The organism is Lysinibacillus halotolerans (assembly GCF_003711845.1).
Taxonomy (GTDB): Bacteria; Bacillota; Bacilli; order Bacillales_A; family Planococcaceae; genus Ureibacillus; species Ureibacillus halotolerans.
Genome location: NZ_RHLQ01000050.1, coordinates 1 through 23,561 on the forward strand (window position 1 = coordinate 1; position 23,561 = coordinate 23,561).

Genomic DNA, 23,561 nt, shown 5'->3' on the forward strand with positions numbered 1-23,561 from the left:
TCGACTTGCATGTATTAGGCACGCCGCCAGCGTTCGTCCTGAGCCAGGATCAAACTCTCCATAAAAGAAAATTTGATAAAGCTCTAAATTTACACTGGCATCATAATGATGTCCAAAATTTCGTTTCAACTATTAAGTTAAAACTGTATTTCATTAACGTTTTGTTGTTCAGTTTTCAAGGTTCATTTGTCACTGTGTTTCTTAAGCAACTTTTAAATTATATCGCATTATCACTTTTAAGTCAACAACTTTTTAAATTTAAAATGTTGCGTCTCATACGACAGCTTTAATATTATATCAACTCAATATTCAAAAATCAATATCTTTTTTTGAATTTAAGTAAATTTTTGATATCGCAAAAGCGACATGTATTAATATATCACTATAACTTTAAATATGCAATACCTTTTTTCATTGATTATTGAAATACGGTTAAAACACCAATACATATTACACCTGGTATTCCTAAAATCGTTATTGTTAATGCTGAAAACAAGTTAACAGGAACAATAATATCATAACCATCAACTATAATATGGGCTATGTAAAGTAAAGCAAATGAACAAGCTAACTTAAACCATAAAATAGCTAACTTTTCAAAAACAACACTAAACCCTATTTTTCTTCCTATTAAGATACCAAAAAAGAGTAGCGCACAAACAACACCAATTACAATGTATGTTGTCAATCATATCCTCCTCAATAATGTATTCATAGGAGCATATGCTTTTACGTCTACTCTTATTATGTTCATTTAAGTAATATTTTTCGAATTCGTGCTTCTTTAAATAAATAAAAATGAATACTTTCCGCAATTTTACGTTGTGCAATGATTTCAAGATCGTAATCATCTACTAACCCTTCAATCACTTTTGCGCTATTCCAATCTTCTTTGGTCTCTTTTATAAGATGAATTAATTTTTCATCGAATTCTTTTTTTAATTTCCCCTTACGGCTAAACATCAACTACTCCACTCACCTTATACCAATTTACAGGAAAGACATATAATGATAAATAAAAAATTCACTACTTTTATTAGGTTAGTACTTGACCTAACACTAATCAGCTCAAGAAATTTTCATTTAAAAGGATAATTAGCGGTATCAGCTAACTTAAAAATCCATTTTTTTAATGAGAAACTTTATATATGTAACAGTTCCCACCTACTTCAAAGGAAAAAGAATACTGATACACATTACTAACTTATAAATCTATCATATTTTGTTTTTTGAATGGCTTCAACGATATAGCCATTGAGTTTAAATAGAAAGTATAAACAACAAGTTGAATTTCTCCGAAATTAGAAAGAGAAATTAGTGTAATGATTATAGTTCACGTCTTCCTTCTAATGCTTTTGATAAAGTAACTTCATCTGCATATTCTAAATCCCCACCTACTGGTAACCCATGGGCAATACGAGTCGTACGAATTCCCGATGGTTTAACAAGGCGAGATATATACATCGCTGTTGCTTCACCTTCAATGGTAGGATTTGTAGCTAAGATTAATTCCTGTACTCGTTCATCCTGCAAGCGAGTAATTAATGACGCGACATTGATATCCTCTGGTCCAACGCCATCCATTGGTGAAATAGCACCGTGTAGTACATGATACAACCCTTGATAATCACGCATTTTTTCCATCGCAATAACATCTTTTGGATCTTGGACTACACATATAGTGGAAACATCCCGTGTTTTATCAGAACAGATTTGACAAGGATCTACGTCTGTAATATGACCACAAACAGAACAATACGTTAAATTTCGTTTCGCATCGACTAAAGCTTTTGCAAAGGATAAAACTGTATCTTCTTTCATTGTCAAAACGAAAAATGCCAGTCGAGCCGCAGTTTTCGGACCGATACCTGGCAATTTCATAAAGCTATCAATTAACTTTGATATTGGTTCAGGGTAATACATTTTTGTTTCCTCCTAAAATGGAAGGTTTAAGCCTTGTGTGAATTTACCCATTGTTGCAGTAGTTGTTTCTTCTACTTTCTTTAATGCTTCATTTGTAGCTACAACCATTAAATCTTCTAACATTTCTACATCATCAGGGTCTACTACAGAAGGGTCTAAATTAACACTAAGGACTTCACGTTGTCCATTCATCGTTACTTTAACCATACCGCCGCCAGCAGTACCTTCAAATTCTTTTGCGTTTAATTCTTCCTGTGCTTGCATCATTTCTTTTTGCATTTTTTGCATCTTTTTCATCATACCTTGCATATTGCCCATTCCACGCATTATAAATTCCTCCTAATATACATTTTGACCTTATCTAAATCGATAACATCAATTTTTGAATTTTAATCTTCAACTACCTCAACAAAGTCTTTACCAAACATTTTCTCAGCTTCTGCGATTAAAGGGTCTTCAGAAGCAATCTCTTGCGCATCATCGATAAATGGATCTTCATGGATATTTTCCTGAACCAGTGCCCCTTCATGATCAGTTGTTTCTTTTTTCTGATTTAAACCGTTTTCTTTAATAAAGCTTTGACGCAATGATATCCAATCATTTTCAGGAATACATAATAATTCATACATTGTTCCTGTTATTTGAGAGAGAATTTGAGAAAAGAGTGTTGTAAACTCTCTGTTTTCGGCAACCATTCGACAATGAATATCATACTTGAATTTTACCACAAATGCACTACTTGATGCTGCAACCGGTTCCGCTTCAGCTAATAATGCCGCTTGTGATTTTTGTAACTGACTTAATGTTTGCGCCCAAGCACTTTTAATTTGATGAATATCTTGTTTTGTTGCCCCTTTTAATACTTCACGAATTCTACCAACAGGCGCGTTGTAACCAGTCGTTTTTGCTCGAGGACGTGGCGCTTCCCTCTGTTGAATTGCAGGGTTACCTTGTGCTGAAATCCCATTTTGCAATTGTAAAGTTAACTGTTGAACCATTTTTTCAAGATTCGCCACTTTTTCATTTACAGCTGGGTCAACACTGCCTCCAACATGCCCATTCACCACACTGCTATTTTGAACTTGAGCCATTTTTAATAAAGCCGTTTCCAAATAGATTTTAGTATGATGGGAAAAACGCATTTCTTGTTGCGTTTTAGCTAGTATATCGATATATCCGTAAAGTGTATCGGCGTTAAATTCATGAGCTAATGTTATAAACTTTTCTTCCGATGTTACTAATTCCAGCAATTCAGTTAAATCACTACTTGTTTGTAATAACAATAAATCTCGGAAAAAAGTAATAAAGTCTTCTGATAATCGAACCGGATCCTTACCTTCAGCTATTAATTCTTCTAAAGAACTTAATACTTGTGCAATTTCTTTATTTTTTAATGCAAAGGCTATATCGTAAAAGACGTCTTGGCTAATCGACCCGCTTACAAGAAGAGCGTTTTCTAACGTTAACTTATCCCCACTAAACGATACAACTTGATCTAATAAGCTTAATGCATCACGCATCCCACCAGCTGATGCTTGCGCAATTACCTTTAAGGCTTGTTCTTCAAACGGTAAATCAATATCCTCTAAAATAATTTTCATTCGTTCTAAAATATCATTAGAAGATAAACGTTTAAAATCAAAACGCTGACACCTTGAAATAATTGTCGCAGGTAGTTTATGAGGCTCCGTAGTCGCTAAAATAAAAACAGCATGGGGAGGCGGTTCTTCTAACGTTTTTAAAAGTGCATTAAAGGCACTAGTAGAAAGCATATGCACTTCATCGATAATATACACTTTGAAACGAGCATTAGCTGGAGCAAATCTTACTTTCTCAATAATATCCCGCATTTCTTCAACACGGGAATTCGATGCCGCATCAAATTCAATAACATCTGGATGGGAACCTTCTGTAATACTTAAACATGTAGGACATTCATTACACGGTTCCTTTGTTGGAGCTTTTTCACAATTTAATGCTTTAGCAAAAATTTTCGCAGTACTTGTTTTCCCAGTCCCTCGAGGACCTGAAAATAGATAAGCATGGGTTGTTTTATTTGCCTCTAGAGCATTTTGAAGGGTTCTTTTTACATGTGTTTGACCTGACATTTCTCGGAAACTTTGCGGCCTATAAACACGGTAAAATGCTTGATACGTCAATTTTTTCCTCCCCTTCTAAGTTCACGATTTAAGTAGCTACATTATAGCATAAAACAAGAGTGCTTTTCTTCTTTGAATGGATCAAAAAAACAAACTTATTAATAATAGCAAAAACTAGTTTATATATTAGTGTAATACATTTAGTAAAATATCCCCCGAAATAGATAAAAGGTTATTTAGAGTGTATCCATCCATACTCTAATTAACCTAATTAAAAATTCAATGTTACTTAAAACTCTGTTCAACCAACCGAGGAAATGAAATATAGTACAAAATAACGACCGATATACCTATCCAAATCATAAAACAATGGTGCCATAAATTTAATCCAAACTCCAAAGGTTGCCTTCGCAATAGCAACGATCCCCACGTAGCTCTGAAAGTAGGTATAATCAATTTCCATTAACCACTACCAAATTGGATAGATGTTACTAGCACTTGATTGTATATAAAGTTAAAGCCATGCACCAACGAAAAGTAATATTAAGTTTAACCGAAATGGGAACCAAAATTCATGAGTTTCATACTACGCTTGACGACCATGAGTATGCAGATTTAATTAAAAGAACAGGTTAATATCCGAAAAATAATTTCCCTCCATTTTACTTGAGAATTTTTAACTGTATTTAAAGAAAAAATAATTCTACCTAATAAAAAGAGTTATCTCACTAACTAATTGAGATAACTCTTCGTTAACATTATTCTCTTTACCTTCCTAACTTCTTAGCACTGGTGCCTCCAATCCCCCAATGGGATTTAGGAACTTCGCTGACGACTATACGAATGCTTTCTGAAGGAGCATCTAATGATTTGCTGACCGCCTCTGTTACATCCGCTATTAAACCTTCTATTTTTTCTGGAGGTCGCCCCTCCATAATTTGAATATTAATGAACGGCATTACTCTACCTCCTAATTGAATGAACAACTATTTTTTAACAAAAAAGGATACTTCTCCGATACCTCCAAGCTTCACTTGCACAAAGTCTCCAGCAGAAAGTCGGATAGCTTCCGTTAAACCTCCAGTTAAAATCGGTTGTCCCGCTTTTACCTTTTGTCCCTTTCTACTAATCATATTGGCATATCGAGCAACTGAATTTGCTGGGTGACCAAGTACTGCTGCACCTGCTCCTAAAGCTTGCACCTTACCGTTGATTGATAACGTGACACCTACCATATCGAGTGCTACATCTTCTGGGTTTCGCAAGTTAGTACCGAATACAGCTCCCCTCGCTGATGTGTTGTCCGCAATGACATCTGGCAGTGTAAAATTAAAATTTTCGTATCGGCTATCAATAATTTCAATTGCAGGGAATACGTATTCTGTTGCATCTAAAACATCTTGGACTGTAATATTCGGTCCTTCTAGATCTTTTCCTAAAACAAAACCAATCTCCGGCTCTACTTTTGGATGGATATAATCAGATAATGAAATAAAGTCTCCGTCCTCTACTATCATATAATCAAAGATGTAACCATAAATAGGATCTTTGACGTTCATTTGTTTCATTTTTGCTTCACTTGTAATCCCCATTTTTGGTCCAACAATTTTATAACCTTGCTCTAACTTCTGTTTAATAAGCTCTTCTTGAATCATATAAGCTTCCTCAATTGTTAATGTTGGATATAACTGAGCAGTAATTTTTTCAATTTCTTTCTTATCTTTTTCTGCGTTGTGGACATACTCTGTAAGTTCTGCGATTAAATGATGGTTCATCAAGCTCCTCCTACCCGATTGTTATTTTCTCTTTAGAGAGTTCAGCAGCTACGTCGACAATCATATCTTCTTGACCACCAACTACTTTTCTTTTCCCTAACTCCATTAAAATATCTCGGGAATCGACGCCAAATCGTTGGGCTGCACGTTTAGCGTGTAATAAAAAACTAGAGTAGACGCCTGCATAACCTAACGTTAGACTATCTCTATTAATAATTTGTGGTTCAAGTAAAATTTTTGAAACGATATCTTCTGATACATCCATTAACTTATATAAATCAATACCTGTTTTTATACCCATCCTTTCTAACACGGCAATTAAAACCTCTGTTTGAGTATTGCCTGCTCCTGCCCCTAAACAACGAATGCTTCCATCAATTCGAGTTGCCCCTTCTTCAATGGCAGCAAGGGTGTTTCCCATGGCAAGGGACAAATTGTTATGAGCATGAAAACCAATATTAATAGCAAGTTCATTTTTAAGCGCCTTCACTCTTTCTCGGACTTCATTCGGCAATAGTGCTCCAGCAGAATCTACAATATAAACTGTATCTGCACCGTAACTTTCCATTAATTTAGCCTGCTCCACTAACTTCTCTACTGGAGCCATATGACTCATCATTAAAAAGCCGACTGTTTCCATTCCTAAATTTTTCGCCGTTTCGATATGTTGTTTTGAAATATCAGCTTCAGTTACATGAGTAGCAATTCGGGCCATTTTAACGCCTATTTTTGATGCCTCTTTTAAATTTTCAATAGTACCAATTCCTGGAAGTAACAACACAGCAAGTTTTGAAAAATCTACAACAGATACAGCAGCTTCTATTAACTTCATTTCATCCGTTTTAGAAAATCCATATTGTAAGGATGAACCTCCTAAGCCGTCTCCATGGGTGACCTCAATATAAGGAACCTTTGCTTCATTTAATGCTTTAGCAATAGTCGCCACTTGATCGACTGTATATTGATGGCCAATGGCATGACTTCCGTCCCGTAAGGCTACTTCCGTAATGATTATTTCTTTTTCCACTTTAAGTATCCCCCCTCTTTTAAAAAGCCTCTATACAATTGTTTCCATACGGTGTTTTGCAAATTCTTCTGCCACTTTAACAGCTGCTGATGTCATAATATCTAGATTCCCAGCATACTTCGGTAAATAATGTCCAGCCCCTTCGATTTCAAGGAATACTGTAATTTTATTGTCTTCAAATATCGGTTCTGTACGTAATTTATAGCCTGGTACGTAAGATTGAACTTTTTCTACCATTTTATAAATAGAATCGGCTACAAGCTCTTGATTAACTTGATTATTGTTCACAATGGCGTGAACAGTATCTCTCATCATAATGGGTGGTTCAGCAGGATTTAAAATTATTATTGCTTTCCCCTTTTTTGCTCCTCCCACTACTTCGATAGCTTTCGCTGTTGTTTCTGTAAACTCATCTATATTTGCCCTTGTTCCTGGTCCTGCACTTTTACTGGAAATGGTAGCCACTATTTCGGCATATTCAACACACTCCACTTTATTGATTGCGTGAATAATAGGAATGGTAGCTTGGCCTCCACATGTAACTAGATTGACATTGTCAGTATCTAAATGAGCACCTAAATTAACAGGTGGTACAATGAAAGGTCCAATAGCAGCAGGAGTTAAATCAATCATTTGTTTACCGAGTTTTTTTGCAACTTGTGCGTTATGAATATGGGCATTGGCACTGGTCGCATCAAACAAAATATCCACACTATTTGGATATTGAAGCAAACCGTCAATACCATTTTCAAACACTTGATAGCCATCCCTTTTTGCACGTTGCATTCCCCTTGAGGAGGGATCTACTCCCATTACTGTAGTTAATTCCAGTACTTCGGATCGGGCTAACTTCATCATTAAGTCCGAACCAATATTACCAGTTCCAATGATTCCGACCTTTACTTTGCTCATAACCTTTCCCCCTTTTACTCAGTAAATGAAACTGCTACTTCTCCAAGTTCAGCAAATTTTGCACGACAACGATCTCCAGGTTTCACTTCAATAGTAGCAGATAAAGCACCTGATAAAACCACTTCTCCAGCTTTTAGAGCTACGTCGTAATCTGCAAGTTTATTTGCTAACCATGCCACGCATTTTGCGGGATTTCCCAAAGCAGCTGCCCCTACTCCTGTATTTTGCAATACATCATTGTGATAGAGCGCCATACCTATTTGCTTTAAATCGACTTCCGTTATTTTTTTACGATTTTCACCTAAAACATAAAAACCGGATGAAGCATTATCGGCAACTGTATCGACTAAGGTGATTTCCCAATCTTTAATTCTACTGTCTACGATTTCAAGTGCTGGGACGATATAATCTGTTGCAAGTAGTACATCAAAGGAAGTAATGTTCGGACCAACTAGATCTTCTTTTAATATGAACGCAATTTCCGCCTCAACTTTTGGCTGTAGTAATTTTTTGAAAGAAAGACTATCTCCATTTTTAAGTTCCATTCCATCTAACAAATGACCAAAATCAGGTTCCCCAACCCCTAACATTGTTTGCATAGACTTGGACGTCAACCCAATTTTCTTACCTGTAATAGTTTGGCCAGACTGCACTTGTTGTTGAATTGTATATAACTGAATCTTATAAGCATCATCAACATGAAGATCGGGATTTAAAGCTGTTACAGGTTGAACCCCTTCGCCAATATTCCAAGCATTTGCTAGGTGATTAGAAAACATTTTAGTATCAAGTACATTGGTTTTGTTCACTAAAAGCGCCTCCTAAAGTTTAATCGTAATATTGGACAATTCAGTGTAGAAATCAAAGCTGTGAGCTCCACCTTCACGACCAAGGCCGCTATGTTTCATACCTCCAAATGGTGTGCGTAAATCACGTAAGAACCATGTATTGATCCACACCATCCCCGCTTCAATTTGGCCAGCAATACGATGGGCACGTTTAATATTTGTTGTCCAAAGGGAAGCACTTAGTCCATAATGCGTATCATTTACTTGTTCCAATAATTCTTCTTCCGTATCAAATGGTATTACCGTTACAACAGGACCAAATATCTCTTCACGAACACATCGAGAGTCTTTGCCAAGTCCTGTAATAATCGTAGGTTCGATATAATACCCCTTTTCCAATCCTTGTGCTTGTTTACCTCCAGTTAAGAACTTTCCTCCTTCTTGTGGTACAAGTTCTAAATAACTTTGCACTTTCCGGTAATGCTCTTCACTAACTAATGCGCCAACTTTTGTATTCGGATCCATTGGGTCGCCTACTGTTAATTTTTCCGTTTCGTTAACAAATTTCTCAAGGAACTCATCCATGATTGTTCTTTCTACATAAATTCTTGAACCACATAAACAAACTTCCCCTTGGTTCATAAAACTGGAACGTAGTGTTGTTTCAACGACATCATCTAAATCAGCATCAGCAAAAATAATATTCGGATTTTTACCGCCTAACTCAAAGGATAGCTTTTTTAATGTTGGAGCTGCTGCTTTCATAATCGCACTACCCGTAACTGTTTCTCCTGTGAAGGCAATTGCATCTACATCAGGATGAGAAGTAATAGCAGCCCCTGTTTCTCCAAAACCATGTACCATATTAACAACACCATCAGGTACACCTGCATCCGAACAAATTTGTGCAAGGACTGTTGCTGTCATTGGTGTAACTTCAGATGGTTTCATCACCACTGTATTTCCTCCAGCAAGGGCCGGTGCAAGCTTCCATGTCATAAGCAACAACGGTAAATTCCAAGGATTAATTAATCCAACAACTCCCACCGGCCGACGTACCGCATAATGAATAGCAATATCATCTTGGTGATATGTTTCAGTACCAACAGAAATCATATAGTCTGCAAAAAATGAAAATTGTAGGCAGCACGGTCAATATCTACATTTTTGGAGAGCCATAATGGTTTTCCTGTATCCAATGTTTCTAACATGGCTAATTCATCTTTTCTTTCTAAAATGAGATCACCAATTTTACGTAATATCGCTGAACGTTTTCTTAACGGAAGCTTCCCCCATTCTCCTTTTAACGCCTTTCGAGCTGCTTGCACCGCTAAGTCCACTTCTTCTTTGCCGCCTTCGGCAACAATTCCCAAAACTTCCTCGGTAGCTGGATTAATATTTTCAAATGTTTTTCCGCTTTTTGAAGGAATATATCTTCCTTCAATATAATGTTGACAATCAATCGGTTTTACCTTCGCTTCTGTTGTAATCATTTAAATCCCTCCACTTTTGAGTGTGAATAATGTTTTTTTACAAATTCCAACTTTTCACAACTCTAATTTTAAACTCATTATAAGAACTACCACCTTCAATTCAAATAAGGCTGTTCCTTTATACGGAACAGCCTTAAACTTTTTTAAATTTTATAAAATTTTGCTAACTGTACAAAGAAACACCGAGGATAATTGGGGGTTTATATACTTTTAAGTATAAAATTAGTAAAATATAAAGAAAAAGTCCCCTTTTTGAAACATAAAGGAGGAATGGTAAACATGGGGAATGATTCGAGTATGTTATCCTCTGTAAAAAATACCCTGCTTATTTTAAAAAGCTTCAACGTCAATAACCCTACCATGCGAGTTAGTGATTTAGCTAAATCATTAGGTTTAGCCAAAAGTACTGTGAGCCGAATAATGAAGACGCTCGCTAGTGAAGGTTTCGTAGTAAAGGATCCCAAAACAAAAGAGTACCGCTTAGGGTTAACGATTTTAACACTTGGAGGATTAGTCTCAAATGATTTTGAGTTTAATCAAGAAACAATTCCTGTTTTAAATGAAGTAGTTGAAAAAACAAAAGAAACGGCACACTTAGCGATATTAGATGGGCTTGATACAATTTATATTAAAAAGAAAGAATGTAACCATCCTGTTCGAATTCTGACCCATATCGGGCGGCGAAATCCAGCCTATTGTACGAGCTCTGGAAAAGTGCTCCTTGCCTTTCATAGTGAAAACTTAGTAGAAGAAATTATTGACAATGGCTTATACCCATTTACGAAAAATACTATTACGAACCCTGATATATTAAGATCCGAAATAAAAAAAATTAAAGAACAAGGTTATGCAGTTAGCACTGAGGAACTAACAGAAGGAACTCGATCTGTAGCAGCACCCATTCGAGATCATACAGGCAAAGTAATTTATGCCATTAATGTTGTTGGACCTATTCAAAGAATGCACGATTATAAAATTCCTTCTATTGCTCGCATTTTAATGCAGGCTGCAAATGAAACTTCTGTAAGGTTAGGTTATAATGCGAGGTTATTCAAATCATAAGGCAAGCACTTAGTAGACTGTGCTAAGAGCTATTTACAAACCGTTTGAAGATTAATTAGAAAAATCGGATATACAGGAAACAAATAATCTAAGCGCTCTTACTAAATGTAAGAGCGCTTAATTTTTGAAGGGTTCTTTTGACGTGTAATTGACCGGACATTTCACAAAAAGATTGCGATCTATATACACGGTAAAATGCTTGGTATGTCAACAGTTTCCTCCCCTTCTTAATTCTTTCGTTTAATAGTTATGTTTTAGCATAGGTCTTGTTAGCATTTCCTTACCGACACTAATAATGAAGATCATTTATAAGAATTAGATTTTCAAAATAAATAGGAGCCGCTAATTAATTAACAGCTCCTACTAACCTTACTACTTTTTCTTCATCTCTTTTAATAGTTGTGCAACATTTGTTTCTTCTTCAACAACTTGTTTTTCGGATACTAAATTTTTTGAGCGTACAGTTTGTAAAAAAGACCATCCGAAACGGCGAATTGTAATATCGATAAAGAATAACAGCATACTCAATAATACAAGCCATGTTGTAATATTTTGTTTTTCTGCACTTTTTTGTGTAAACTCTCGGAATGCTTCTGAAGGTTCTTCTAAAAATTTACCGCCAGTTCTTTCACTTATTTGAGTTAATAACGTTTCATTTGGAGGATGCAACTCATATTCCGCGCTATATGGAATCGTTAATCCTGCCTGGTATATCGATCCATCTCCACTCGTAATTCTGAAAAATACTAGACCTGGGTCAGCTTCAACTACCGTTCGGACTTTACTTGCCGAAATAGGATCAGATTGAACATCGAGTTCCTCTCCGGATTCGTCCACTACTGCCACATCTAAAAAGGCAGCTTGATTTGTTGGGTCAGTAATTACAAAGGAACCTTCCGAGTCACGGCGAATATCATAAGCAATATCGTTATAAGTTGGGAACAATCTTGAAACAGCAGTTTGCCAGAAGTTGGGCCATTCCTCCCAACGAGCCCAATCTCCAGTCCACGCTCCCGAAGAATCGGATGTAAAGGCAATCGTTTTTCCTAACCCATATTGCCATTCTGCTAATACAGGGTCCTCCTTCTCACTTTCAGCAATAACCGTCGCTGTTTGTTTGGCTGTCGTCCCTATATAAGCATTCATTTGTGGAACACCATTTTTAAAAAGATCATTCCACCCTTCGGCATTATAAATAACCGGATAGAACGGATTATCTTCGATATAAGTTCTCGAAACCATCGCTGTTTCACGGGATAAAATAGAAGGAATCGTGGTTTCATCAATTACACTATAGTAACGTCCACTTCCTAATTCACCTAGCGATTCAAGTAGAACTCCATCAGCATCTGCTCCAATAGCGACCGTTGATAACGTTATATTATTCCCTTTTCCTTCTTCGATTAAATCTTCATAGCTATTTTGGGTATACGACTGTCCATCGGTTAATAAAATAATATGTTTTCGCTGTAATGATAAGTCTGCTAAATTTTCATACGCCATTTCCAACGAAGAATAAATTTCAGTACCTCCACCCGGAGCGATTGATAAAATTGTATTGACCGCTTTTTCCTTATCCTTTAACGGGGCTGTCTCAATTATCTCCCACGGGCGATCATCGAAGGCAATAAAACCTAAAGTATCTTCTTCACGTAACAGTTCAACCGAACGAGCAGCAGCTTCTTTGGCTAATTCAATCTTGGGCCCCATCATACTGCCAGAACGATCGAGAACTATAACGAGTCCAAGGGAAGGTAATTGTTGTTTCCCCTTCACTTCCATCTCGACCGGCAGCAAAGCTTCAATCGGAGTTTTAAAATATCCTCCAAGTCCAAAGCTATTTTCCCCGCCGACCATCATAAAACCGACTCCGAAGTTTTTAACAGCTTGCTCAATAATGCCCATCTTTTCTTCCCCAACTAAATGACCTGGGATATTATCAAAAATAATCGCATTATAGTGTAAATAACTTGATAAAGAATTCGGTAATTCACTTGAAGGCATTACTGTATATTGAACAGAATTAGTACCTAATGCTGAAGCAATAGGGGATCCACCCTCTCGGTCACTGACAATTAATAAACGAGGTGTGCTTTGTACCATCGTAACACTCGTTAATTGATTGTTTTCTAAAATTGCATCTTCCTCCACTTGAACAAGAGCTTCATATTTAACGAGTCCTTCCGCTTTTCCAACATGGCGGTAAGTAAATGTATTTGTTCCCTCTTCTAATTGTATTGCTTCTTGGTGTATGAGTTGATCATTTTCATATAAATACAATTCACCTGTTGCCTGAGAAGTTGCTTCAATTTCTGTTTCTAGCTGTTGTTGTTCTCCTGCATAAGCCACTTGTGGTGTCGTAAAGCTTCGAATCGATACGTCTGCATTCACCTCTTTACTTAACTCCACAATATCAATGGAGACATTGGAATTCGTTAACTTTGTTAGCTGTTCCGTTACATCCCCTTTTGTCTCTAATCCATCGGTTAATAAAACAATTCTTGTCGCCTTTTCTAGATCAACGATACCTGTTGTGAGCTGTATTGCCTGCGCAATATTTGTTTCACTTTCCTTTGTCATTTCACTCAGTTCAGGAACATGCTCCAACGAATCAGTAAGAATTGACTCTGTTTGAAGATCCGAAGCAAAGGAATAAATTCCTACAAGATGGGAATTTTTTTTAGACTGTAAGCTTTCTTCAATAAAAGCAACAGCTTGATCTATTGTCCCTTCTACCGAAGCAGATCGGTCAATTAAAAAGACTACTTGCTCTTCTTTAACTGGTAAAAGTAAATAAGGTGCGGACAGGGCAAACACTAACGTTAAAACAGCAAGTAATCGAATACCAAATACAATTTGCTGATTTTTTCTTAATTGTTTTCGATGATGCCACCATGTCCAAACAAAATATCCTAGTAGCGGGATAAGTAACAATAGAGCAAGTGGGTAATCAATTCGCAAATCCACGTCTTCTTTGCACCTCCCACTCAATAACTAGTATGAATAAAATAGGGATTAATAGCCATTGGATAAATGATTGCTTCGTTTCTTCCTCTTCTCCACTATTTTGTATGACACCTAATTCAAAGCTCGTCCCTTCTTGAACAGTACGTTCCTCTGGTGAGAGCTGTACAATGAATTGTTTTTCTTCTTCGTTCGAGCGAATGGAGTATAGACCTGGTTTTACTGGCGCACGAAACTCACTACCACTCTCAATGGATGAAACATATTCATCCTCTCCAGAATAGATAGACCATTCCCCTGTTGCTAACGGTACTGATCGGCTTTCATTTGGCGAAAAAGTACCTAAATTTTCAGTTCCTCCTACTAATTCATTTTGTAGTCCCCATAAAAAAAGTGGAAATGAAGGGTGTAATGGCCAGTCAGTAGACTGAATATCAGCTAAAATAACAATATCTCCTCTAGCTGAACGTTGAATAAATGGCTTTTCGCCAATAGTTGCAATAGTTTCAAACTGGTCAAACGCAGGATAGATTGAATGGACGTAAACATCTTCTAATGAACTAAAAGCAAATAATGCATCATCAGATACATCTACAAGACTATTGATTTCCTCAGCTACTTCATCGTTACGACCTATTAATACGATTGGCGTATCGGTTTTCCCTAAAAGTTCTGCTTGATTTGTTACGATAATTACGTCTTTCATTGCTTCAAGCTGATCTGATGGGGCAATTTTAACGTCCTTATTTAATGCTTGGAACCCCTTTTGCACTAGCTGGTGCATTTGTTGATCAATTACAATTTGGGACATACCACTTCCCAACAAAGTCAACATCGTATTATCCTCTTTATAATGATCATCCACTTCTATATTGACTGTTAAAGCTGAAACTAATGGCAGTGTATCAAAGGTTTTTGTTAATTCCTCTTTACCCTTTAAAGTTACTTGTTCCGAAATGAGAACATTACCTGTTTCATCCATTAAATTTAACTCCGTTACTTGTTCTTCATCTGTCTCATTTTTTAATTGAACAAGGGCTAAAACATTATCTTCCGTTGTAGTAGCTGCAAAACGGGTAATTGCCACATTTTTCAGGTCTTTACTTGCCCCATGGACAATCCACTTAATGTTTTCACTTTCAATAGGTAACTCGCCACGTTCTACAGAATCGGTAAATAAATACATCGATGTAGAAGTATCTCCAATAAATGCTTGAGCCATATCAATCGCCTTCGTTAGTTGTTCTTTTTCGTAAGTCACTTCTAGATTGTTAATCGCTTTATGTATGACAGAGGGCTCCGTTTCTTGTCGTACAATAACTTTAGGTTCTTCGCCTGTTGTAATAATAGTTACTGGTTTCCCGCTTAGTTCATTAACTAAAGTATTCATTTCTTCTTTATGACGTTCAAAGGTTGTTAACCCGCCGTCTTCCAAGAGCATAGTGGCAGAAGTGTCAACAATCCAAATCGATTGCTCCCCAGCAAGTTCCGTTTGTTTGATAAATGGGTTCATTAAAGCTAAAACAAATAAAAGGAGGGCTAATAACTGTAAGTACAGGAGCGCATTCCTTTGTAAATGCTTCAAATATGGAGAAGCCTTTGTTTCCTGCATCACTTCGTCCCAAAAGATAGTAGAAGATACTGGTTGATCTTTATATTTTTTACGGAAGAAATAATAAATGAGGACAATTAATGGAAGGATAGCGGTCCATAAATAGATTAAATTACTAAATCCCATACCCCTTCACCTCACTGCACCCAATTTAACTTAAATAATTTATGAAAAATAGCAGTTTGTAAACCATCCTCTACGATAAGCTGGGTTTTCCGAATCCCAAAACGATGAACTAAAGTTTCAAATTCACTTTCATGGGTAGTCCTCGCTTTTTCATAATTGGCTATTACACGATTTGATACGGACACATTTACTTGTTGAGAGGTTTCCGAATCGATAAGACGGACATCCCCTGTATAGGTCGGATTTAATTCATCCTTCGTTACAATTTGAATACAGCGTACATCTCCTGCAAAACGGGGTAAACGTTTAAAAAATTGTTCCCACTCTGCAATCGCCTCTAAACCATCCGTAATAATAAAAAGCACTGTACTATCCTTTGGTAAAACTTTAATTCCTTCCTTGGCAAAACTACCGACTCCACTAGCCATCTCTAAATTTGAAAGGACTTGTAGAAACTGTTTTCGATAACTTGCCCCTTTTCTTCTAAAAGGAATAGCATTTGTTTCACCTACATAGGAAAAGGTCAACCGATCATCCCGATTTAATACCATCAACCCAATGGCAGCTGCAATTTGCCGCGCAAAAACCCATTTTTTTTCTTCTCCCATTGAACGGGTTGCATCTAATAATATGTGAACTCTCATTTCTTGTTCATCTAAAAATCGTTTAATATAGTACTTTTCTGTTCGTGCATATACATTCCAATCAACTTGTCTAACGTCGTCTCCTAACGTATATTCGCGGAAATCAGAAAAATCAAGGGAGGATCCAAACCGTCCTGAACGATGAGAACCTTTATGCTGTCCCCGTAATTTCGATGAGGTAGCGATCGATAAACGACTTACTTTTGCAATCCATTCATCAGGAAGAATTAATGGCGAAGTGCTCATAACCCTACTCCTTGTTGAATCGTTGTAAGAATAGTTTCAATCATATCATCTGCTGTCTTACCAGATGCCTCGCCCTCATAATTCATCATCATTCGATGACGCAATGCAGGCTTTGCCACCGATTTTATATCAGCAATGGAAACGTGGAAACGACCATGCAATACCGCACGGGCCTTCGCTAGTTTAATAATACTTTGTAAACCTCGGGGACCACTGCCGTACATAACAAATTGCTTAACTTCTGGATGAGAATCTTCTCCTTCTGGATGGGTAGCCACTACTAAATTCACCGCATACTCCATCATTTCTTCAGCTACCAATACTTCTTTTACCATTTGTTGAGCTAAAATGATGCTATCACTATTCATTACTTTCTCTAAATCTACTTCCAATGCCCCAGTAGTACGTTTCATAATTTCCATCAGTTCTTGTTTAGAAGGATATGGTACTAAAATTTTGCATAAAAAACGATCCATCTGAGCTTCTGGTAAAGGATATGTCCCTTCCATTTCTATTGGATTTTGTGTAGCGAGAACAAAAAAAGGCTTTGCCATTTTCTTTGTATCCCCAAGTATTGTTACAGTCTTTTCACCCATTGCCTCTAACAGTGCACTTTGTGTTTTCGGTGTTGCGCGGTTAATCTCATCTGCTAACACCATTTGACTAAATATAGGTCCAGGCTGGAAGGCGAACTGCTGCTTTCCATTTTCAGTTCGTTCAATAATATTCGTTCCAGTAATATCTGTCGGCATTAAATCCGGTGTAAATTGAATACGAGAAAACGATAAATCGAGCACTTCCGAAATTGTCCGTATTAACATCGTCTTCCCCAATCCAGGCAATCCTTCTAATAAAGCGTGCCCATCTGCTAAAATGGAGTAAAGGGTAAATTCTATTGCTTCTTCTTGTCCTACGATAAATTTACTAATTTCATTTTTTACTTGATGCAGTTGATTGCTCATTTCGTTATATTGTTCTTCATTAAACGCCATCATATCGTCCTCCCACTTATTCCGACTCTATCGATGAGAAATAAGATTGTACAATATCTTGTAAATCCTTTGGTAATTGCATTCTTTCTGAACTTTCGATGTAGCTATCTTTATAATCGCCTATTACTTCTTCATAAGGTCGAATAGTTCCTTTCGTTACCGGCACTTGCCCTTTTTGCTCTCCTACAGCTTTTCCTTCATTTAATGGCCCACCATCAACAGTCGTGTCACTGCTTCCACCAATACGTTCGGGAATTGATAAGGAATCACGACTCCCTTGGCCTAATCCAGCTCCACTGCCTCTACTAGACCCTTGACCATTTCCACTCCCAGAACCACTTCCTTGGGAACCATTACCTTGACCCTGTCCCTGACCTTGACCATTCTGCCCATTACTGTTTTGATTTTGGTTACCGTTGTTCCCTTCCTGACTATCACCTTGTTGGCCATCATTTTGACTATCACCGTTGGAATCGCTCTGTTCTCCAGAAGAATCTCCTTGTTCTCCTTCATTTTCAGCTGATTCGGAACCTAATTCACTAGCAATTGCATTTTGTAAATCGAAACTAATAGGTTTACCTAATTTACTTAAAGTAGTTTGAGAACTTTTCGCTGTATCTGTAAGACCTTCTTGCAAAGCTGCTAATTCCTCTAGCTGCTTCTGTTCTTCCGCCGATAAGCCGCCAGAATTTTCTGCATTTTCTCGTTTGGCTAATGCCTCTTTTTCCTTAAGCTTTTGTTCCTGCAATTTTAATTCCTTTTGTTTTTTCACTACTTCCCGAAGAGCTTCTTCAGAACTTTCGATATCCTTTAATTTATTTGATAGCTCCTGTAGTTGCTTTTTCACCTCATCGTTCGTTGCTTTTTTCTCCAACTTTGCTACTTCTTTTTCTATCTCTTTAATGACTTCTTGTTCTTTTTCAACCTCAATAGCTTCTTGTTGCGTCGCTGAAGGGAAGAAAGACAATATGCCAATTCCTATCATCAAAAGCATAATTCCAATTAATACTTTAGGCTTCCAAATAACTTTCTGCCTTTTTTTAAACCGATCAAATGCCTTCGGTGACTCATTTTCGGCCTTTTGGATAAGGGTTTGCACTAATGGATTCTTTTTATCTATAAATGAAAGGGCCGTTACAAGCTCATTATGAGGATAAAAGGCATCTAAACGATGTAACGCCTCCTTTTCCCTTATCCTTTTCCACCATATATAAATTCCTACAGCAAAAAGAATACCGATTCCAACGTAAATCGCAACTTCCCTATAATAAGGAAAGACAAACAGGCGGGATACAACGAGAATCGTCGCACTTAAGGCAAGGCAAAGGAATATTCCATATTGTAATTGAACTAATAAACGCTCCATATTAAGACTTCTTTTAGCCCGACGAATAAAATGCCCTAACAGGTTTCGACGATTCATCGTCCTTCCTCCTATCGATTTGTTTTCATGTTTGCCCGTAATTTACGGATGGCCACAAATAAACAAAATACTGTAAGTAATATATAAAAAATTAAGTAAACTACCCAAATTGGCAACGATATACCAACTACCGATTCCAAACTATTTGCCATTTCCGGATAAAGAATTGTCACCATTAATGCACCAGGGTTAATGCTCGCCCAAAAATAAGTAATAGGTGCAAACGGTGTTGCTGTACTCATACCCATTGACATTTGTTCCATCGAAACACCCATAAAGAAGAAGAAGGCGGTAATTCCTCCTAGAAAAATCATTGCACCATATGTCGCAATCATTGATACAATTGTTTTCTTTGTTATTGTTGAAAACATTATTCCTATACTACCAATAGCAACGAGTGTTATTAAGTATAAAAGGAAAATCGTTACAAATTGGGAAGGCGATACCCCTCCAAATAAAAATACAAGACTATATAACGGCAACCCTGCCAATAACATTAGTACTAAAAAGGCAACTGACGATAAAAGTTTACCAATGATAATTTGAGTAGAACTTTGGGTTGTAGTCAGTAGTATATTTAATGTTTGTTTCTCTCGTTCTGTACTAATTGCACCCGCTGTTAATCCTGGAGTTATAAACATTACTAATCCCATCTGAAGCACACTTAAAACAGCGAACATCGTGAAGCTATCATCTGGTCTAAAAAAATTAGTACCTGTAAATTGTGTGCGGATTAATAAAAATCCTGCCACGAAAATACATAAAACAGCTAAGTAAAACATTAAGCCAGAAAAACTTTTAAAGGCGCGGAATCGCAATTTTAATTCCTTTAATAATACTGGATTCGAAAAACGATCCATCATGCTTCATCCGCTCCCTTCGTAATAGCCATAAAGACATCTTCTAAGTTCTTTTCCTCTTCGGTTAACGTATAAATCGGAATATCAGCAAGTAACGCCTTTCGTAAGAGCTTCACTTGATCTTCCGTTTTCCCTCGATAATTAAAGGATATTTCATTTCTACTGTCAGCTACTTCAATAGAGGAGATAAAAGGATCCTCTTCAAAGAAGTCCCGTGCCCTTTCCATTTGCTCTAATACTTTCACAATGATCCGTTTATCTCCTTGCAACTGCTCCTGAATCGCCGCCACATTACCATGGGCAATAAGCTTTCCGTTATCAATTACACCTATTTCATCACACATTTCCGCTAACTCCGGTAAAATATGCGAGGAGATTAAAATTGTTTTTCCCATAGATTTTAAATGCTTTAAAATATCTCGCATTTCGATTCGGGCACGCGGATCTAATCCTGATGCAGGTTCATCTAAAATAAGCACCTTTGGATCGTGAATAAGAGAACGAGCTAAGCAAAGACGTTGCTTCATACCACGAGATAGTAAATCGACATATTCATATCGTTTATGTGAAAGGTTAACAAGCTCTAATAACTGCGGGATAAGAACTTGCCTTTCCGCAGCAGAAAGACCATAACTTGCCCCATAAAAATCTAAATATTCGTCGGCTTTTAGTTGATCATAAACTCCAAAGAAATCAGGCATATAACCAATTAGCTTTCTTACTTCTTTCGGCTCACGAACAACACTTTTACCGTTTATAAACGCGTCACCAGATGTAGGTGATAAAAGAGTAGCTAGTATAGAAAAAGTAGTAGATTTACCAGCACCATTGGCACCTACGAACCCAAATACAACTCCTTCATCTAATGACAAGTTTAAGTTATTTAATGCAACAAATGAGCCGTATTTTTTTGTTAATCCTTTAATATCAACCATCATTATTGTGCCACCCCCTTAATTTCTACATCTGGCATTCTAACTGGTGTTCCTAAATAATCATTTAATCGGACTAGCATTTTAATTTGTCCTTCTGTTGATACGTATTGATCTAAATTGTCTTTAAAGGTTTTACTCGCTTCTTGAATATCTTCAAATTGTGAAGTTTTTATATTCCATATAGCTATCTCAAGTCGATTAGATGCTTTATTCGAAACAGATAGTTCTGTCCATGAAGAATTTTCGATTAACTCTGATGGAATTTGAACTGTATAGTTATAATCGCCTTTGTCTAGATACCATTCATTCGATGATTCACTTGTTAATTCCATATAACTTGTAGCATTTGTTGGCTCTACATATTCTTCTAACGTATCTTTATTTAAAGTAAATCCACCTGAAAGTTCCATCTTCGGCTCAAATGTTTGAGCAATATACGCTACTGGTGAGACTTCAGCATTCCCATCTAATTCAATGCCCACTAACGATTCATCTGTCCACGCTATGATTGTAGGAGCATGGTCATCCTGAATTAAGCCACCTGCTCCATACTTTACTTTTTCTAAACGCATTGGTAATAAGTCATCTTTCGATTGTGGAGCATTATATCCGTAGTTTGTAATCGACGGTGAAAGTAAAACGGAATTTTTTACTTGTTCCGATACTTTCAATGCACCTTCCGATTCAATATCTCCTAGTTCTATTTCTTTTGTACCCGACCAAATAGTCACATCATTCAATTTAAACGGGAAATGATTCGTTACAGTCCCTTCGATTAACCCGTCTTTTACTGTCAACTGAATATCCATATTCCCTGCATTATGAATGGTTGTTTCCCCAACAATCGATTGAACAGACCAGTAATTTAAATTTCTCAATTGAATAATAGAACCATTTGCACGTTCTTTAACATAGGATTTTTCATGTAAAACATTGTCAGCTGGACTTGAATAATAATAATCCATACCTTGCGATGCAGTAGCAGTAGTATTTTCATCTAGATTAAACGTAAAATCTCCACTGCGATTTGTTAAAATGGTCTCCATATACTTACCAGTTAAACTATCTCCTTCTACTTTATAAAAAGCAGCTTGTTGTATTTGAGACTGCATTAAACGATCCTTTGCCCCAAAAATGAAAAGACAAAGGGATAAACCAATGGATAATAGTGGAATAAGCCACCAAGCATGTTCCCGCTTATCCATTCTTTTTAAAATAAAGTAAAGCATTGGTCCAATAAATAAAATGTAAATAATAATGACAATGACTAGCATAGTCGTCGATATTTCAAAGGAAGGAAACAGTTCATTTACACTTCCCACTTCATGGGGAAGATAGTCGTTGAAATTACCAAAATTCATTGCAAAGCTATTATTTTGTACTGTAGTTTGTAGTTTTAAAATTTCAGATAGTAATTTTGAATAACCATCCATTGAAGCAAGTGGTTGATCTCCTAGGGAGAATGTCGTTTGAATAATTTGCCCGCTGCCTAGAGTTTTTTTAGAAGCTAAAATTGTGTTTCCATCTGCTAGTAGACGATGACTTCCTTCCTTTTCAGTCGCCTTATATACATCAATATCTTGCGTAAACACACCATTTTGGGATAGTGTCTTTAATCTCTCCTGAGATACAGTGACTTTCTCATTTGAAAGTGATAATGGAAGATAATCTTTAAAAATTCCTACAGAAGCCTCTACTTGGTCAGAGGCACCGATTAAAAGAACTCCCCCCTTCTCAACCCAACTATATATTGCGTTTTGTTGTTCCTCAGAAAAGTCTGTTAGGCTAATTTCATCGACAGCTAACACATTAGCCATCGCTAGCCCTTTTTCATCAGTTGGAAATTCATAATTTTTTAATTGATTTAAATTAAATACTTCCACATTGAAAGTAGAATACTGTCTTAAACGTAAGAGAGAAGAAAGCCGGTCACTATTTTCAGTCAGCGTATAGATAAAAGTTGCTTCTTGTTCATGAAATTGAGGTTTGACGGTCTTACTACCCGTGTATTTAACCATTTCACCATCTTCAATTCCACCTTCATAAAAATAAAATAAAGTTTTTTGAGGACTACTATACATATAGTCTTCTGCAAGTCCATTTAAGTAAATTTGAATTTCCTTTGTTTCACCCTCAGCTATATCTAATGGGTATACTAAGCCGGAACCCATTGAATAAGATTCAGCTGCATCGATGACTAAATCACCTGAAAATGCCGTACCATTATTTGTGATCGTAAGTTTTAATGGAACCGGTGTATAATATTTAACTTTATTAGATATTCCTGCTTCTGCTTTTACATCCAATTTAGGCGCTGCACTAGCAGTATCTATATGTAGAAAATTAAAAATGAATGCAAAAAATAAAATAGCTAAAATATTTTTCTTTAACAAAATCTCAACCCCTTAATCCCCTTTTTTAATTGGTACGTCTATTTTACATTTAAGTTCCATTTTTACCAAATTAATAATGAATTCTTAAAAAATTGTTCGCATTGTTCGTATAAATTAATAAAAAGGGTGACAATTTAGGAGAGGTACTCTTGATTTAAGATGTAATAAAATAAATATCCGCCTGTAAAACAGGCGGTTTTAGTAACGCCCTATAAGGGCTCCTTACTAACTGCCCCTAAAGGGGCTTTTTTAATTGACCGTCAACCGTATTTGTTCTTTAATCTCGT

The 23,561-nt window shown here is 36.6% G+C and carries 19 protein-coding genes, 1 rRNA gene and 1 pseudogene; 1 reads left to right on the forward strand and 20 read right to left on the reverse strand.

The annotated features are described in order from the left end of the window. The 12 genes and pseudogenes from EC501_RS15410 to EC501_RS15465 all read right to left on the reverse strand — a co-directional run. Nucleotides 1–65, reverse strand: a 16S ribosomal RNA gene (locus EC501_RS15410); the annotation flags it as partial. A 353-nt stretch (nucleotides 66–418) separates the two neighbouring features. Continuing rightward, complete coding sequence (locus EC501_RS15415) at nucleotides 419–688, reverse strand: pro-sigmaK processing inhibitor BofA family protein (RefSeq protein ID WP_122973260.1); 270 nt, start codon at nucleotides 686–688, stop codon at nucleotides 419–421. Nucleotides 689–750: 62 nt separating this feature from the next. Continuing rightward, nucleotides 751–963, reverse strand: coding sequence for a YaaL family protein (locus EC501_RS15420; protein ID WP_174232708.1), 213 nt, complete (start codon nucleotides 961–963; stop codon nucleotides 751–753). A gap of 363 nt (nucleotides 964–1,326) precedes the next feature. Continuing rightward, the gene (gene recR, locus EC501_RS15425; RefSeq protein ID WP_122973262.1) at nucleotides 1,327–1,923 is read right to left on the reverse strand and encodes a recombination mediator RecR; all 597 of its coding nucleotides are present in this window, start codon (nucleotides 1,921–1,923) and stop codon (nucleotides 1,327–1,329) included. A gap of 12 nt (nucleotides 1,924–1,935) precedes the next feature. Then, nucleotides 1,936–2,250, reverse strand: coding sequence for a YbaB/EbfC family nucleoid-associated protein (locus EC501_RS15430; protein ID WP_122973263.1), 315 nt, complete (start codon nucleotides 2,248–2,250; stop codon nucleotides 1,936–1,938). Between the two features lie 62 nt (nucleotides 2,251–2,312). After that, the gene (gene dnaX / locus EC501_RS15435; protein WP_122973264.1) at nucleotides 2,313–4,082 is read right to left on the reverse strand and encodes a DNA polymerase III subunit gamma/tau; all 1,770 of its coding nucleotides are present in this window, start codon (nucleotides 4,080–4,082) and stop codon (nucleotides 2,313–2,315) included. 707 nt (nucleotides 4,083–4,789) lie between these two features. Next, nucleotides 4,790–4,981 carry a 4-oxalocrotonate tautomerase gene (locus EC501_RS15440; RefSeq protein WP_122973265.1) on the reverse strand — a complete coding sequence of 64 codons (192 nt, stop codon included), beginning with the start codon at nucleotides 4,979–4,981 and terminating at the stop codon, nucleotides 4,790–4,792. Nucleotides 4,982–5,008: 27 nt separating this feature from the next. Next, the gene (locus EC501_RS15445; RefSeq protein WP_122973266.1) at nucleotides 5,009–5,797 is read right to left on the reverse strand and encodes a 2-keto-4-pentenoate hydratase; all 789 of its coding nucleotides are present in this window, start codon (nucleotides 5,795–5,797) and stop codon (nucleotides 5,009–5,011) included. A 10-nt stretch (nucleotides 5,798–5,807) separates the two neighbouring features. Continuing rightward, the gene (gene dmpG / locus EC501_RS15450) at nucleotides 5,808–6,824 is read right to left on the reverse strand and encodes a 4-hydroxy-2-oxovalerate aldolase (RefSeq protein WP_122973267.1); all 1,017 of its coding nucleotides are present in this window, start codon (nucleotides 6,822–6,824) and stop codon (nucleotides 5,808–5,810) included. Between the two features lie 30 nt (nucleotides 6,825–6,854). Further along, the gene (locus tag EC501_RS15455) at nucleotides 6,855–7,736 is read right to left on the reverse strand and encodes an acetaldehyde dehydrogenase (acetylating) (RefSeq protein ID WP_122973268.1); all 882 of its coding nucleotides are present in this window, start codon (nucleotides 7,734–7,736) and stop codon (nucleotides 6,855–6,857) included. A gap of 14 nt (nucleotides 7,737–7,750) precedes the next feature. Beyond that, the gene (locus tag EC501_RS15460; protein WP_122973277.1) at nucleotides 7,751–8,515 is read right to left on the reverse strand and encodes a 2-keto-4-pentenoate hydratase; all 765 of its coding nucleotides are present in this window, start codon (nucleotides 8,513–8,515) and stop codon (nucleotides 7,751–7,753) included. 42 nt (nucleotides 8,516–8,557) lie between these two features. Beyond that, nucleotides 8,558–10,017 (reverse strand): annotated as a pseudogene (locus EC501_RS15465) (aldehyde dehydrogenase). A gap of 270 nt (nucleotides 10,018–10,287) precedes the next feature. Between EC501_RS15465 and EC501_RS15470 the strand changes: the two are divergent. Continuing rightward, entirely contained in the window at nucleotides 10,288–11,079 is a 792-nt protein-coding gene (locus EC501_RS15470) for an IclR family transcriptional regulator (protein WP_122973269.1), read from the forward strand. 372 nt (nucleotides 11,080–11,451) lie between these two features. Here EC501_RS15470 and EC501_RS15475 read toward each other — a convergent pair whose 3' ends face one another. Genes EC501_RS15475 through EC501_RS15510 form a run of 8 tightly spaced genes read right to left on the reverse strand, consistent with a single transcriptional unit; the run spans nucleotide 11,452 to nucleotide 23,274 of the window. Beyond that, a complete protein-coding gene (locus EC501_RS15475) occupies nucleotides 11,452–14,046 on the reverse strand; it encodes a VWA domain-containing protein (RefSeq protein WP_122973270.1) in 2,595 nt (864 codons plus the stop codon). After that, nucleotides 14,030–15,781, reverse strand: coding sequence for a vWA domain-containing protein (locus EC501_RS15480; RefSeq protein WP_122973271.1), 1,752 nt, complete (start codon nucleotides 15,779–15,781; stop codon nucleotides 14,030–14,032). Before EC501_RS15480 ends, EC501_RS15475 begins: the two co-directional genes overlap by 17 nt. Before the next feature lie 11 nt (nucleotides 15,782–15,792). After that, the gene (locus tag EC501_RS15485; RefSeq protein ID WP_122973272.1) at nucleotides 15,793–16,671 is read right to left on the reverse strand and encodes a DUF58 domain-containing protein; all 879 of its coding nucleotides are present in this window, start codon (nucleotides 16,669–16,671) and stop codon (nucleotides 15,793–15,795) included. Next, entirely contained in the window at nucleotides 16,668–17,663 is a 996-nt protein-coding gene (locus EC501_RS15490; RefSeq protein ID WP_122973273.1) for an AAA family ATPase, read from the reverse strand. The genes EC501_RS15485 and EC501_RS15490 overlap by 4 nt, the downstream gene beginning before the upstream one ends. A gap of 16 nt (nucleotides 17,664–17,679) precedes the next feature. Next, on the reverse strand, nucleotides 17,680–19,086 hold the full coding sequence (locus EC501_RS15495) for a hypothetical protein (protein ID WP_122973274.1): 1,407 nt from the start codon (nucleotides 19,084–19,086) through the stop codon (nucleotides 17,680–17,682). A gap of 11 nt (nucleotides 19,087–19,097) precedes the next feature. Next, a complete protein-coding gene (locus tag EC501_RS15500) occupies nucleotides 19,098–19,949 on the reverse strand; it encodes an ABC transporter permease (RefSeq protein ID WP_122973275.1) in 852 nt (283 codons plus the stop codon). Beyond that, entirely contained in the window at nucleotides 19,946–20,881 is a 936-nt protein-coding gene (locus EC501_RS15505) for an ABC transporter ATP-binding protein (RefSeq protein ID WP_122973278.1), read from the reverse strand. The genes EC501_RS15500 and EC501_RS15505 overlap by 4 nt, the downstream gene beginning before the upstream one ends. A 2-nt stretch (nucleotides 20,882–20,883) precedes the next feature. After that, complete coding sequence (locus tag EC501_RS15510; protein ID WP_122973276.1) at nucleotides 20,884–23,274, reverse strand: hypothetical protein; 2,391 nt, start codon at nucleotides 23,272–23,274, stop codon at nucleotides 20,884–20,886. Between the last annotated feature and the right edge of the window lie 287 nt (nucleotides 23,275–23,561).